Raw genomic sequence first — 12618 nt, 5'->3', positions numbered from 1 at the left:
ATTAACTACGAAACCGGACAGGTGCATCACCGGGAAGAAGAGAAAGCGGATGTTGCGGCTTTTGTTCGCTTTCTTGAAGATCTTCTCTCTGCGTATCCATCTGGAAAAATGGCCTTGATCCTGGACAACAGCCGCATTCATCATGCTAAAACGTTACAACCGTTTCTCAAAAAACATCCTCGTTTACAATTGGTCTTTCTGCCGCCTTACAGCCCGAACCTTAATCCGGTGGAAGGCTTGTGGCTATGGCTCAAAGCTGATGTTGTTAATAACGTATTCTTTGAAAAATTCTATAGGATTAAGCTTCATGTAAGCCAATTTATAAATCGGATCAACAAGCATCCGATAGAAACCATCGATCGTCTGCTTGTCAGGTTATGATCTTAATTGCGGTCTATATAGCACCAAAAAATTCATAAAAGTTTTTGCCGTACTGTTCTATTAGTTGCTCATCTAGCCGAAACAAACACTGTAAAGTCTCGGGCATTTGGTATCCTTTAACCATCTTTTCCCCATATACTGTAGTTGGACAAATATCGAATAAAATCTTACTTTAGTTCTTTTATTATACAATTAATTCTTATGGTAGCGTATCAGCGTAATCTGCCCGTTAGCCATACATGCGGCGCTTGCGCCGCACCACAGATGATGAAAATGGGTTTGAAAATCTGTCAATACTGCTTCTATGGCTGGGAGAGGAAGGTCGATAAGCTATGGTGCCTTAGAGCCCATCCGTTAGTCTGACTCCAACGATCACGGTGCATCACAGATTGTCGCTCCCTTTTGGGAAGCACTCATGGGAGATTAATCCTACTCTGATTGTTGCACCAGCCTCTACTCGAATAAAGCCATGGAGAGGATATTTGTTTAGTGGAAGTGATCGTGGAACGAGCATGCGGTATGGTTATTCATAAGGACAATATTACAGCTTGCATTTTAACGTCTAAAGGGAAGGAGATCAGAACGTTTTCAACCAAAACAGCTTCTCTACTACAACTAATTGACTGGATTAAGCAACTCGAGTGTACTCATGTTGCGATGGAAAGCACAGGGGTATTCTGGAAACCGATTGTCAATTTGCTTGAAGCTGAATACATTGAATTTTTAGTCATGAATGCTCAGCATATGAAGGCACTTCCCGGACGTAAAACCGATGTTAAAGATTCAGAATGGATTGCAAAACTACTTCGTCACGGACTACTCAAAGCAAGTTTCATCCCAGATCGTAACCAACGGGAGCTTAGAGAACTCGTACGGTACCGTCGTAGTATTATTGAGGAAAGAGCTAGACAACACAACCGAATTCAGAAAGTGTTAGAGGGCGCTAATATTAAGCTTGGTTCCGTCGTCTCTGATATCATGCGCTTTTCTTCTCGCGATATGCTTCGTGCCATTGCGGAAGGAGAAGATGATCCTGCAAAGCTCGCGAGCCTTTCCAGACGTTCGATGAAACGGAAAAAGGAAGAACTCGAACTAGCTCTTCAAGGTTATGTAAATCCTCATCAACGCCTGATGATCAAGACCATATTAAATCACATTGATTTCTTAAGTGAGCAAATTGCGATCCTAGATCAGGAAGTAGCCTTACGTGTAACTCCCTTTCATGACTATGTCGAGCGATTAGATTCAATACCTGGCATAGCCACTCGGATGGCTGAGCAAATCTTGGCCGAGATTGGATCCGACATAGAGAAACAGTTTCCCAGTGCTTCTCATTTATGTTCATGGGCTGGGCTGGTCCCCGGACATAACGAAAGTGCAGGGAAAAGAAAATCTGCTAAAGCTAAAAACGGGAACAAATATCTGAAACCTGCACTAGTTGAAGCAGCCCATTCCGTTGCAGCCTCGAAAAACTATCTTGGTGCCATGTACAGACGTACGGCAGCACGAAAAAGTAAAAAACGAGCAGCTATTAATGTGGCCCATGCGATGTTGAGGATTACCTTCTACCTCTTAACTCGCAAAGAAATGTATGTGGATCTAGGCGAAGACTACTTTGACAAGCAGAAGCAGCAATCTATTGTAAAGTATGCCGTTCGACGGCTAGAGAACTTAGGATATTCAGTAAGTATTTCTGAAGTCTCTTAATCTCTCAAAGTTAATCTATATCTCTATATTCGAGCGCTGCCCCACTTAAAAAAGATAAAAACAGCGGTCTTCTTTTCTATTGTCATTTTACAGCAACCAAGATTTAATTTTCATGGGAGCTTAATGGGTTGTCTTCTGGTCATGCCAAAGAACTCCTGAAAATTCTCAGGAGTTACTTGGATTATTGGAATTTTAGATCGCCGTTACTGTCGTCTGAAACCTTAGAAACCGTAACATTAAACAACTATATTTTCTTTTGGCCTTCATTTTAACACAACTGATTAAACAACTTTATTTTCTTCTTGGTCCCAAATTACCCATCCAGATTAAACAACTTTATTTTCCGTTAAACAACTTTATTTCGAGTTAAACAACTTTATTTTCTCTCCCCAGTTGGTGTGTACATTTCACCCACCATCAAATTTGTAATGAAACTGTAATATTCCCTTCATATTCCTTTCATCTAAAGCCTATATAATGTACTCATGACCCCCCTTTATTATATATTCTCTCTTGCAGCCTACGGGATTTGACCGTAGGCCCTCTTTTTTTGTAAGGAATTATGAGAAAAATGAAAAAGCGCAGCCGAGGCTGCGCTTTTCTTACAAACCTTATCGTGCCCCCGCTGCTGCGGCTGCGTCCGCGAATTGGCGGGCCCGCTCCGTCAGCAGATCGAGTCTGCCGCTGCGCACCCAGTCCAAGTTGACCAGCTTGCTGCCCATGCCTACACCGCAAGCACCCGCTTTGAAGTAATCGGCGATGTTGTCCAGATCGACGCCGCCGGTGGCGAGCATTGGGATCTTGTCGAGCGGCGCCCGAATCTCCGCGAGATATTTGACGCCGAGCGACGCCATCGGGAACACCTTCACCGCTTCGGCGCCCGCTTTCCAAGCGCGCACGATCTCGGTCGGCGTCATACAGCCCGGCCATACCGGCACGCCATGCTCGTTGCCGTAGACAACGACGGACTCGTCGAGATTCGGCGAGATCAGATATTGCGCGCCTGCCGCGATCGCTTCCTTCGCCATGTCCAGGTCAAGCACGGTTCCCGCTCCGATTCCAGCCGCATGGCCGAACTTCTCGCGCCAACGGCTGATCATGCGCGTCGCACCGTCGGTGTTCATCGTAATCTCCATCATCGTAATGCCGCCGTCCAGCAGCGCCTGTGCCGCTTGGTCGGCGTATTGATCCTCGATCGCGCGGAAGATCGCCACGATCCTCGCCGCCTGCAGCTTATCCAGCATCTCACTCATCCAGGAACGCCTCCAGTAGCTTGTCTATTGTTACCGCTACTGGCTATTGTACCTGCGGACGCTGCGGCAGGGCAATGTTAATGTGAGCATACACGAATGCCGTGCGGCCTAAATCCAATATTCTCTTAGGAGTCTGAGGAACACATTCGGGAACGCCAACTCCCGCATATCCTCCGGTCCAATCCAACGGTAGTTAGAAGGTAGAGCTTCTGCAGCATGATCCCCCGAAACCGCAGCATCGCCGAACAGTCCTGCTGCCTCACGATCCGCACCATTTGGCTCATACGCTGCCGCCGTTTCGGCCGCAGCTTGGCTTGCGCCTCGTCCAACCCCGACGCCTGCATATGCAAACTCGTCCGTTTCTTCATCCAGCACGAACCCGTAATCCGCTCGATAGACCTGCACGTCCCACACGATATGGCTGAATACATGCTCCGCCTCGCCCCACCAACCGGTCGGCCTGACGAGCAGTTTCTCTTCCGCGGCCAATGTGCGACACAGCGCGTCCATTTGCATTTCGCGCACCGCAGCTGGCGGCAATGCGGCTGCCACTGAGCCGGCAGACTCGGCCATCAGCTCCGCCTGTTCCGCCGCTTTGGCCTTCGCGCCGCGCCCCTTCTTCTTGACCGTGTCGCTCTGCTGCGGATCCAGTACATGCGGCAGCTCCCACATTCGAGCCAGCAATCCCGTATCCGGGCGTTGGCGGACAAGTATCTTGCCCTCATGCGCGCCCGTACCGATCACGAGCGCTGCCAACCTTCTCTCTGGACGCGGCGGTTTCGCTTTCGTCTTAATCGGCAGCACATGCTCCTTGCCGGCAGCCCTTCCTTCGCAATGCGCCATGACCGGGCAGGTGAGGCAGCCCGGCGACTTCGGCGTACAGACGAGCGCTCCCAGCTCCATGAGGCCTTGGTTGAAATCGCCCGCTGCGCCGTCAGGAATGAGCGAGGCCGCAAGTTTCTCGATCCCGACTCTCGTAGCCGGCTTCGCGATATCCTCTTCCAGGCAAAAATATCTGGAGAGCACCCGCATCACATTGCCGTCTACCGCAGGCTCCGGGCGATTGAAGGCGATGCTCATAATGGCTCCGGTCGTATAGGGGCCGACACCGCGCAGCGCGGATACCAGTTCCTTGTTATCCGGCACGACGCCGCCATGCCGCTCGGCGACCTCTTGCGCGCCTGCCTGCAAATTCCGCGCGCGCGAATAGTAGCCAAGCCCCTCCCAGCACTTGAGCACTTCTTCTTCCGGTGCAGCCGCAAGCGCTGCTGCGGTCGGGAACTTGTCCATAAACCGGTTGTAGTACGGAATAACGGTATCGACGCGCGTCTGCTGCAGCATGACCTCCGACACCCAGATCCGATATGGATCGCGGTTCATCCGCCACGGCAGATCCCGCTTATTGGCGCGGTACCAAGCGAGCAGTTCCCGGCTAAAATATTGTGCTGCTTCTGTCATGGTTACACCTCACTCCCTTCCCTGTCGTTAACGCGGCTGATTACGTCCGTCTGATAAATCTGCCGGTAACGGCTTGGCGTCACGCCGTAATATTGACGGAAGAGGCGGGACAAATAATGGTTCTGCATGCCGACCGACGCGGCAATCTCGGTGACGCGAATATCGGTCTCCTGCAGCATTCGGCGCGCCGCCTCCAGACGCCGATTGTTGACGTATTGGATCGGCGAGCAGCCGGTCATCGTTTTGAAATAACCGATAAAATAATTCGGATGCAAATAGGCCAGTCTTGCCAGATCATCGACTACGATGTTCTCCGCCAAATGGTTCTCAATATAGTCGAACACGGGTTCCAGCTTGCCGGTCAAATCGTTATCCTCATCCGAATCGCAGAACGCGCACAGATCTAGATACGCCGCCACGATATCCAGGAAAGCGGCTCTCACGCGCAATTCCCTTGTGAACGCCTCCGAGTTAAACGTCTGGACAAGCCGAATGAACGACTGCTCCATGTCATCCGAACGCAGCGGAACAACGGACAGCGGGAATTCCTCGAACGGCACCGTCCCAGACGCAGGGCGGAAATTACACCAGAATATCTCGACAGGTTCGGCTTGATGATTCCCGAACCGCTGAATCATCCCGGCCGGCAACAGATACAAGCGCCCCGGCTCAAGGCTATAGCAGCGTCCATCCAGATCGAGCCAGCCTAAGCCGCTGCGAATATACCAGAACCGGTAATAGACCGGCAAATCTTCGCGGACGAAACCCTGCTCCCATTCCGAGATCGTTGCCATGGAGATATCGGCTTGAAAGCGATGGAAGTTATTTTGTAAGATGGTCTTGTATGTTGGATTCATTTCAGCTCCCAATCTATCTATGCAATAATCGATGTAGGCTACAATCAATTCGATGCTTTACTAGAGTCCAGCAACACCACATTCTATTATAATCGGTAACGGTTCAAAATGACATGACACTAATTGGCATGGCAGCTCCATTCCTTGGAGGACATGAATGTTTCACAATTGAAGGGACGATTATCTAATCATGCGCATATCCATTCACACGCCACGCGTCTTCCGTATAAAAGGCGGTCTCGTCGCCGCCTCCTTGGCGGGCTTGCTCTTGCTCTCCGCCTGCGGCAAAGCAGCTGAACCTGAACCGCTCACCGGACCTAGCGACACGCTGACGATCTATAGAGCGAATTGCGTCTCCTGCCACGGTACTGAACTGCAGGGCAAGATGGGCGAGACGACGAATTTAACCCAGGTCGGCAGCCGGCTGACCGAAGAAGAGATCAAGCACCAGATTGAGGCCGGTGGCGGCGCTATGCCTGCATTCAGCGAACGGCTGACCGAAGACGAAATCGGCCAGTTGGCCAGTTGGCTCGCCGAGCAAAAATAAAAAAAGGACCCACAACGCCTTAACGCTCACCTTCCTGACGAAGGAATGATCACGAGCTAGGCTTTACGGGTCCTCTTTATTCAGTTATCGCTTCAATAGGAATCACGACGCTTTACGCTGCCCGACAGTTCTTCTAACCGTTCGCCGAGCGGCCCCGAATACGTCCACCTACACGCGCCCATCTCCGGATGCATCGGGAAGCGATCGCCCCGCACGAGCGGCAGCCGGCCACCCCAGACATTCGTGTACACCCCATCGTAAGCAACCTCTTGGCCGCTGATGAAGGTCCACTTCGCGCGCGTTTCATTCAATACCGTAACATTAGGCATTTGCCCTATCCCCTTCCACATTCGAGTACATAATGGTTTATTCCCATTATGGTCTTTTGGTGACACATTCAACCAAATATTTATATTTGGGAATGACATGAGGAGGGGGGCATGTCGCGCATATCGGACGCGCAAACCAATCATTGCTCCAATGAATGCTTCACATCCGATGGGATGTGAAAACCAATCATTGCTGACTGAATGCTGAAGTGTCCTCGTCACTTCAAACCAATCATTGCCTTTAACTGAATGCTGAAGTGCCCATTGTCACTTCAAACCAATCAGTTCAGTTCTCCACAATAACGAAAGCCGAAGCAAACGGCCTTTCATGCGTGATCGTCACGTGAATCTTGGTGCTGCCTTGGTCATGGCCGAGTTTGTTCCATGCGCCCGCAGCCAGCGTAGCGCACGGCTTGCCGTTGTCATCGCGTCCGATCTCAATGTCCTGGAACGACAGCGAGCCGCCGATGCCGCAGCCGAGCGCCTTGGCGACCGCTTCCTTCGCCGCGAAGCGCCCTGCGATATATTCGAGCCTGCGCACGCCGCCTAAGCCGGCTGCTCGTTCTTGCTCGGCAGACGTCAGGATACGCCGGAGAAACCGTTCGCCAGCCTCCCCTTCGGCTATCGCTTTGATCCGCTCTAAATTTGTCATGTCGTGCCCAATGCCAACAATCACAAGCATGGCTCCTTAGCGCTTCATATAAAACAGATAGGGAAATAACGGCCTCCTAGCGGCTGCTATTTCCCTATTCGTGGATGGCATTAGATGCCTGGAATCGGTTCGCGCTTATGCGCGGTCTTCTTGTATTGCTTCTCCAGCTTCTCTCTTGCGGCATCGCTTACCGTCTTGCCTTCGAGATACGCGCTGTTCTCGTCGTACGTAATGCCGAGCTCGCTCTCATCCGTCTGGCCTTCCCATAGGCCGGCCGTCGGCGCCTTATCGAGCACGCTTTGCGGTACGCCAAGACTTGCCGCCAATTGGCGGACCTGACGTTTATTCAACGTGCTGAGCGGCGTAATGTCGACTGCGCCGTCGCCCCACTTCGTATAGAAGCCGGTGATTGCTTCGGATGCATGATCCGTACCGACGACAAGCAAATTCAACTCGAAAGCCAGCGCATATTGCGTGACCATGCGCGTGCGCGCCTTCACGTTACCCTTGCCGCCGCGGCTGATATGGCGGGAGATGCCGATCGCCTTCAGGCTGTGCTCAACCTCCAGCGCGATCTCATCTACCGCTTCCTGGATGTTCGTCTCGACCTTATGCTTCAGATTGAACGCTTCCGCTACTGCGTAGCTGTCGCTAATATCCACCTGCTCGCCATAAGGCTGGAACACGCCGAGGGTCATATACTCCTTGCCTGTCTCCTCGGATAGCTCGTCGGTCGCTTTCTTGCACAGCCCTGTCGCGACTGCGGAATCAATACCGCCGCTGATCGCGATCAAGAGGCCGGTCGTGCCGGATTTGCGCACATAGTCCTTCAAGAAATCGACGCGTTTGCGGATCTCGGTATCGGGGTCGATCTCGGGCTGAACGCCAAGGCGCTCAATAATCTCCTGCTGCAAGCTCATGACCATTCACCTCTTAACGGCAGAAACGATCGAATGCGGACGTCAGATCTGCTGCGATATCCGCCGCCGAACGATTCTCGATTTGGTGGCGCTCGATGAAGTGCACGAGTTCGCCGTCTTTCATCAGTGCGATCGAAGGGGAAGATGGCGGGTATGGCGCGAAGTATTCGCGTGCCTTAGCCGTTGCTTCCTTATCTTGACCTGCGAACACCGTGTACAGGTGGTCAGGCGTAATGTCGTGCTCGAGCGCTTGCGCAACGCCTGGGCGGCATTGGCCCGCCGCGCAGCCGCAAACGGAGTTGATGACGATAAGCGCAGTGCCTTTGGCGGACGGAACTTTCTCCTCTACGTCCTCCGGCGTGCGCAGCTCTTCGATTCCAAGACGAGTCAGGTCGTCGCGCATAGGTTGAACCATATCCAGCATATATCGCTCAAAAGACATTGACATAGTAGAACACTCCTTCATTTGACAGTCATTTATTACCCATTATACCGCCCGTCTAAAATGAAAGCAAAGAAAAAGCAACCGGCGCTTGGCGCTCCGATTGCTGATCATAACGTCTATTCTTCAACCGCTCTTGCCGCCTTGCGGCAGATCGTCGTTCTCGGCGGCTCCGTAACCGGTGTTCTTGTCCGGGTGCATGAAGATCCCGCCCTTAGGCGCAATGCCGCGTTCAAAATAATCCCGGTTCTCATCGGTCTGAAAGCCGATGTCCTTGAACGGATGCACCCATTCGTCACCGGCCATCACGGCAGGGTCGGTCTCGATCGACCAATTCTCAAGCGGCGACTGCGCGGAGACATAGTCATGATCGCCGATTACGACGCCGTGGCTATTGACGAACGGCGCCTCCGGACCGCGTCCGCTGCGGAATTCGGGCAGGAATTCAATCTCGAACGGATCAAGAGCCGGATCGTCTCCGCCGATTAGAGGATCCCGATCCTTCCGATTCTCTTCCATTTGCGGAACACCGTCCTTAAATAGAAGGGATATTCGGACCGTCCAGCTTCTTGTCGTAGCCTTCCTGCTCCGGTGCTTTTTGCTCGGTTCTGCGATTCGAAGCCGCGTTCACGTCCTCTTGGCTTGCGGCTTGCGTGCGTTTGTTATCCTGATTGTTGGCCATGTTCGCTTGGCACCCCCTTCCAACGGCTATTATGCGCTCGTGCAGGGGGAACTATGCTGAATGGTTTGCGTTCACAATCGGAAGATTGGGAATGCAGCATTCAGCAAGCAGCTCGATTGGTTTGCGTTCAGCGATCTATATTCATCTTTTCATCTTTAACTATTCACATGCCGGTCGAAAGTCACGATAAACGTCGTCCCTTGTCCTTCGGCTGACTCGACGCGGATCTTTCCGCCATGCCGCTCGACGATGCTCAGGCAGAGCGGCAGCCCCAGTCCCGTGCCGCTCGATTTGGTCGTGTAGAAAGGCTCGAACAATCGATCCACTTGCTCCTGCGGAATGCCGACGCCGGTATCGTTTATCCGCAGCTCTACCTGATCTGGCGATACCGTGGTGCTGATTCTCAGCTTCCCGTGCTGCTCCATCGCTTCCATCCCGTTGCGGGCGAGATTCAGAATGAGCTGCTTCATCTCCTTCGGATTGAGCATCAGCTGCGGCATGTGCTCGCTGAGCTCCAGCTGCACCTCAATGCCGCGCAGATTCGCATCCGCCCACAAGAGCGGCGCCAGCTCCTGGACGATGTCATGCAGCGAGCAGCTTTCCTTCTCGATCATCCGGTTCTGGGCAAGCGACAGAAAATCGTTAATGATGCTGTTCGCGCGGTCCAGCTCTTCGATGACGATCCGGAAGTATTCCTGCTGACTCTCCTGGCTGCGTTCGCGCATCAGCTGCACGAAGCCGCGGATAACCGCCATCGGGTTGCGGATCTCGTGCGTGATGCTGGCCGCCATCTGGCCGACCAAGCTAAGGCGCTCCATCCGGTCGACTTCGCTGCGCAGTCGGGTCAGCTCGGTCATGTCGTGTACGATAATTGCGGCGCCGACGATCTGGCCGTTCGTGTTATCGCGAACGCTAATGCCGGTATGCGCGTAGATCTTCGCTTGCTCCTGTATGTATTCCGTGGCCGCAGGCCGGCCGTTCAGCGCTTGGGCGAGCAACCGTGTCAGCGCTTTCCCGCCCTCGCGGTTCTCGAGCTTCTTGTACGATGCCCCGATGAGGCTAGCCTCCTCAGGCAAATCCTTTTTGAACAGTTCAATGGCCTGTCCGTTGAGATGCGTGATCAATCCGTTCTGGTCGACGAAGATCACGCCAAGCGGGTTGCCGTCTATCAACTGCTGAAGCTTCTGCATCTCGATTCGGTTGCTGTCGGACAATTCATTGACCTTCCGCTGCAGCTGCAGCCGCTCGATGAAGTTCTCGTTCATATAGATGCCGAACCATGCGGCAAGGTAATACAATACCGCATAAATAGCGAAATGCCAGACCGTGGAATGGCTGATTGTCGAATGAGCATGCGTTGCGGTGTGAATGGGATAAATGAGAAAAGCGGCTGCCTTGATCGCGATGACAAGGGATACCAGCAAGGACATGATGATATGGCGTTGTTTGCGCAAGGCTGCAGCGAAGGATGGCTTGCAACCGTATAGCACCGGCAGCAAAATCAGGAAAAATCCCGCAAGCTCGACCAGAGCCCAAGGCGCATGGCCGTAATGAATCAGCTTACCGGCCGCATAAACGGCGAACAGCAACGCCATGACCGCATGGCCGCCATACAAGGATCCGAGCAGCAGAGGGATAAACGTAAAACCCATATCGTAGCGATTCGCCCACGCGCACAACGCGCAGCTGACAATGACCGCACTAGCGGTCGCGACGATCAAGATGATCGTTCCATTGGTCCGCTTCTTCGATCGATCATACCAGACTTGATAGGCGAAAATGGGCATCAGAGCGACGATCATTTGCAAAAGGGTTTGCTTCCACACTAGGTCAGGCTCTCCCCCTTTTCAAGCGCATTGTTCCTATTAACTCCGATTAAAACATAGCTTTGAAAGGAATACAATGACCGTTTTCATGCGAGAAGTTACAATATCTTACACGGCGAGGAGCAGCGCGGTCTGCAGGAGGAACGTGAGGGACTGCCAAGCAGCTGGCCAGACAGGTTTGAAGCGTTCATTTTTCGGCAAGAAATGATATGATTGTAGCCGGCGGGCAAGACTAGCTTAGGCGGGATCAGCGGAATGCCCTCTACTATCTTATAAACTAGCAGGTGAACTTTTGATGCAAGCAGATGTCATTATTATTGGCGGAGGCTCCGCCGGATTGATGGCTGCGGTCGCCGCAAGCAAGCATGGCGCCAAGGTGGTCCTCGTCGACAAGGGCGACAAGCTGGGCCGGAAGCTCGGCATCTCCGGCGGCGGCAGATGCAATGTCACGAATAACAAAGAGCTCGATGAGCTGATCAAATATATCCCAGGCAACGGCAAATTCCTCTACAGCGCGCTAACGCAGTTCGGCAACAAGGACATTATCGCGTTCTTCGAGAAGCTGGGCATCCGGCTGAAGGAGGAGGATAACGGGCGGATGTTCCCGGTTACGGATAAGGCGAAGACCGTCGTGGATGCGCTCGTGAAGCAGGTACGCGCCCAAGGCGTCGATATCCGCGTCAACGCGCCGGTCAAGGAAGTGCTCTATTCGGAGGGTGGCGTCCGCGGCGTGCTGCTGCGTTCCGGCGAGACGATCCGTGCCAAGTCGGTCATTATCGCCTCCGGCGGCAAATCGGTGCCGCATACCGGATCGACCGGAGACGGCTACGCATGGGCGGAACAGGCCGGGCATACCATCACCGAGTTGTTCCCGACCGAGGTACCGGTTACCGTGAGCGAACCGTTCATCGCAAGCAAGGAGCTGCAGGGACTGTCGCTGCGCAATATAGCGCTCTCCGTCTGGAATCCGAAGGGCAAGAAGCTGGTCGAGCATGAAGGCGATATGATTTTCACCCACTTCGGCATCTCCGGGCCTGCGGTCTTGCGCTGCAGCCAATTCGTCGTGAAGGCGCTCAAGCAATTCGGCGCGCCTCATATCAGGATGACGATCGATCTGCTGCCGGACCTCAGCGCGGATGACATCTACGCGGAGACGCTCGCGATGGCCAAGCAGGACGCGAAGAAATGGATCAAGAACGTGCTGAGCGGCTATGTGCCCGACCGCATGCTCCCGCTCCTCTTGCAACAGGCAGGACTGTCGGAGCAGCTGACGTACGACAATATTCCGAAGCAGGCGTGGATGGACCTCGCAAAGCTGATCAAGAGCTTCCCGCTGCGGGCTTACGGCACGCTGTCGATCGAGGAAGCGTTCGTGACCGGCGGCGGCGTCAACCTTAAGGAGGTTGACCCGAAGACAATGGCCTCCAAGCTGATGCCGGGTTTATTCTTCTGCGGCGAGGTGCTCGACATCCACGGTTATACGGGCGGCTATAACATAACCGCGGCGTTCTCCACGGGTTACGCGGCAGGGCAGAACGCCGCGCAACTCAGCGTTTAGCCATTA

Annotated in this window: 14 protein-coding genes; 4 read left to right on the top strand and 10 right to left on the bottom strand. The window is 53.2% G+C overall.

The features are described 5' to 3' along the window. Positions 1-381: IS630 family transposase (locus FHS18_RS24995; RefSeq protein ID WP_183603106.1), on the top strand; the 381-nt coding region annotated here is incomplete at its 5' end. Between the two features lie 489 nt (positions 382-870). Next, on the top strand, positions 871-2088 hold the full coding sequence (locus FHS18_RS24990; RefSeq protein WP_183603105.1) for an IS110 family RNA-guided transposase: 1218 nt from the start codon (positions 871-873) through the stop codon (positions 2086-2088). Positions 2089-2699: 611 nt separating this feature from the next. Here FHS18_RS24990 and FHS18_RS24985 read toward each other — a convergent pair. The 3 genes from FHS18_RS24985 to FHS18_RS24975 all read right to left on the bottom strand — a co-directional run bounded on the left by FHS18_RS24985 (position 2700) and on the right by FHS18_RS24975 (position 5656). Beyond that, the gene (locus FHS18_RS24985; RefSeq protein ID WP_183603104.1) at positions 2700-3341 is read right to left on the bottom strand and encodes a bifunctional 4-hydroxy-2-oxoglutarate aldolase/2-dehydro-3-deoxy-phosphogluconate aldolase; all 642 of its coding nucleotides are present in this window, start codon (positions 3339-3341) and stop codon (positions 2700-2702) included. Positions 3342-3449: 108 nt separating this feature from the next. After that, a complete protein-coding gene (mutY, locus tag FHS18_RS24980) occupies positions 3450-4799 on the bottom strand; it encodes an A/G-specific adenine glycosylase (RefSeq protein WP_183603103.1) in 1350 nt (449 codons plus the stop codon). Between the two features lie 2 nt (positions 4800-4801). Continuing rightward, positions 4802-5656, bottom strand: a complete 855-nt coding sequence (locus FHS18_RS24975) for a helix-turn-helix transcriptional regulator (RefSeq protein ID WP_183603102.1) — start codon at positions 5654-5656, stop codon at positions 4802-4804. Positions 5657-5846: 190 nt separating this feature from the next. On the opposite strand from FHS18_RS24975, the gene FHS18_RS24970 reads away from it, so the two are divergent. Then, complete coding sequence (locus FHS18_RS24970) at positions 5847-6203, top strand: c-type cytochrome (protein WP_183603101.1); 357 nt, start codon at positions 5847-5849, stop codon at positions 6201-6203. 92 nt (positions 6204-6295) lie between these two features. Here FHS18_RS24970 and FHS18_RS24965 read toward each other — a convergent pair whose 3' ends face one another. The 7 genes from FHS18_RS24965 to FHS18_RS34625 all read right to left on the bottom strand — a co-directional run bounded on the left by FHS18_RS24965 (position 6296) and on the right by FHS18_RS34625 (position 11054). Then, the gene (locus tag FHS18_RS24965) at positions 6296-6532 is read right to left on the bottom strand and encodes a hypothetical protein (RefSeq protein ID WP_183603100.1); all 237 of its coding nucleotides are present in this window, start codon (positions 6530-6532) and stop codon (positions 6296-6298) included. 286 nt (positions 6533-6818) lie between these two features. After that, a complete protein-coding gene (acpS, locus tag FHS18_RS24960; RefSeq protein WP_183603099.1) occupies positions 6819-7208 on the bottom strand; it encodes a holo-ACP synthase in 390 nt (129 codons plus the stop codon). A gap of 86 nt (positions 7209-7294) precedes the next feature. Next, a complete protein-coding gene (gene nadE, locus FHS18_RS24955; RefSeq protein WP_183603098.1) occupies positions 7295-8104 on the bottom strand; it encodes an ammonia-dependent NAD(+) synthetase in 810 nt (269 codons plus the stop codon). Between the two features lie 13 nt (positions 8105-8117). Then, on the bottom strand, positions 8118-8552 hold the full coding sequence (locus FHS18_RS24950) for a BrxA/BrxB family bacilliredoxin (protein ID WP_183603097.1): 435 nt from the start codon (positions 8550-8552) through the stop codon (positions 8118-8120). A 120-nt stretch (positions 8553-8672) separates the two neighbouring features. Further along, positions 8673-9065 (bottom strand): DUF3905 domain-containing protein, encoded by a 393-nt coding sequence (locus tag FHS18_RS24945; protein WP_183603096.1) that lies wholly within the window; start codon positions 9063-9065, stop codon positions 8673-8675. A 16-nt stretch (positions 9066-9081) separates the two neighbouring features. Continuing rightward, positions 9082-9228 (bottom strand): hypothetical protein, encoded by a 147-nt coding sequence (locus FHS18_RS24940; protein ID WP_183603095.1) that lies wholly within the window; start codon positions 9226-9228, stop codon positions 9082-9084. A 155-nt stretch (positions 9229-9383) separates the two neighbouring features. Continuing rightward, positions 9384-11054 carry a two-component system sensor histidine kinase NtrB gene (locus tag FHS18_RS34625; RefSeq protein WP_343060669.1) on the bottom strand — a complete coding sequence of 557 codons (1671 nt, stop codon included), beginning with the start codon at positions 11052-11054 and terminating at the stop codon, positions 9384-9386. Between the two features lie 295 nt (positions 11055-11349). Between FHS18_RS34625 and FHS18_RS24930 the strand changes: the two genes are divergently transcribed. Next, a complete protein-coding gene (locus tag FHS18_RS24930; RefSeq protein ID WP_183603121.1) occupies positions 11350-12612 on the top strand; it encodes a BaiN/RdsA family NAD(P)/FAD-dependent oxidoreductase in 1263 nt (420 codons plus the stop codon). Positions 12613-12618: the final 6 nt, after the last annotated feature.

Source organism: Paenibacillus phyllosphaerae (assembly GCF_014192105.1).
Taxonomy (GTDB): Bacteria; Bacillota; Bacilli; order Paenibacillales; family Paenibacillaceae; genus Paenibacillus_Z; species Paenibacillus_Z phyllosphaerae.
Note: the sequence above shows the minus strand (reverse complement) of the source record. Positions and strands in the feature narration are given on the sequence as shown.

What these genes read in the sequence shown, in the direction of transcription:
- FHS18_RS24985 (WP_183603104.1), bottom strand. Translation starts at nt 3,341, where the DNA reads ATGAGTGAGATGCTGGATAAGCTGCAGGCGGCGAGGATCGTGGCGATC.
- mutY (WP_183603103.1), bottom strand. Translation starts at nt 4,799, where the DNA reads ATGACAGAAGCAGCACAATATTTTAGCCGGGAACTGCTCGCTTGGTAC.
- FHS18_RS24975 (WP_183603102.1), bottom strand. Translation starts at nt 5,656, where the DNA reads ATGAATCCAACATACAAGACCATCTTACAAAATAACTTCCATCGCTTT.
- FHS18_RS24970 (WP_183603101.1), top strand. Translation starts at nt 5,847, where the DNA reads ATGCGCATATCCATTCACACGCCACGCGTCTTCCGTATAAAAGGCGGT.
- FHS18_RS24965 (WP_183603100.1), bottom strand. Translation starts at nt 6,532, where the DNA reads ATGCCTAATGTTACGGTATTGAATGAAACGCGCGCGAAGTGGACCTTC.
- nadE (WP_183603098.1), bottom strand. Translation starts at nt 8,104, where the DNA reads ATGAGCTTGCAGCAGGAGATTATTGAGCGCCTTGGCGTTCAGCCCGAG.
- FHS18_RS24950 (WP_183603097.1), bottom strand. Translation starts at nt 8,552, where the DNA reads ATGTCAATGTCTTTTGAGCGATATATGCTGGATATGGTTCAACCTATG.
- FHS18_RS24945 (WP_183603096.1), bottom strand. Translation starts at nt 9,065, where the DNA reads ATGGAAGAGAATCGGAAGGATCGGGATCCTCTAATCGGCGGAGACGAT.
- FHS18_RS24940 (WP_183603095.1), bottom strand. Translation starts at nt 9,228, where the DNA reads ATGGCCAACAATCAGGATAACAAACGCACGCAAGCCGCAAGCCAAGAG.
- FHS18_RS24930 (WP_183603121.1), top strand. Translation starts at nt 11,350, where the DNA reads ATGCAAGCAGATGTCATTATTATTGGCGGAGGCTCCGCCGGATTGATG.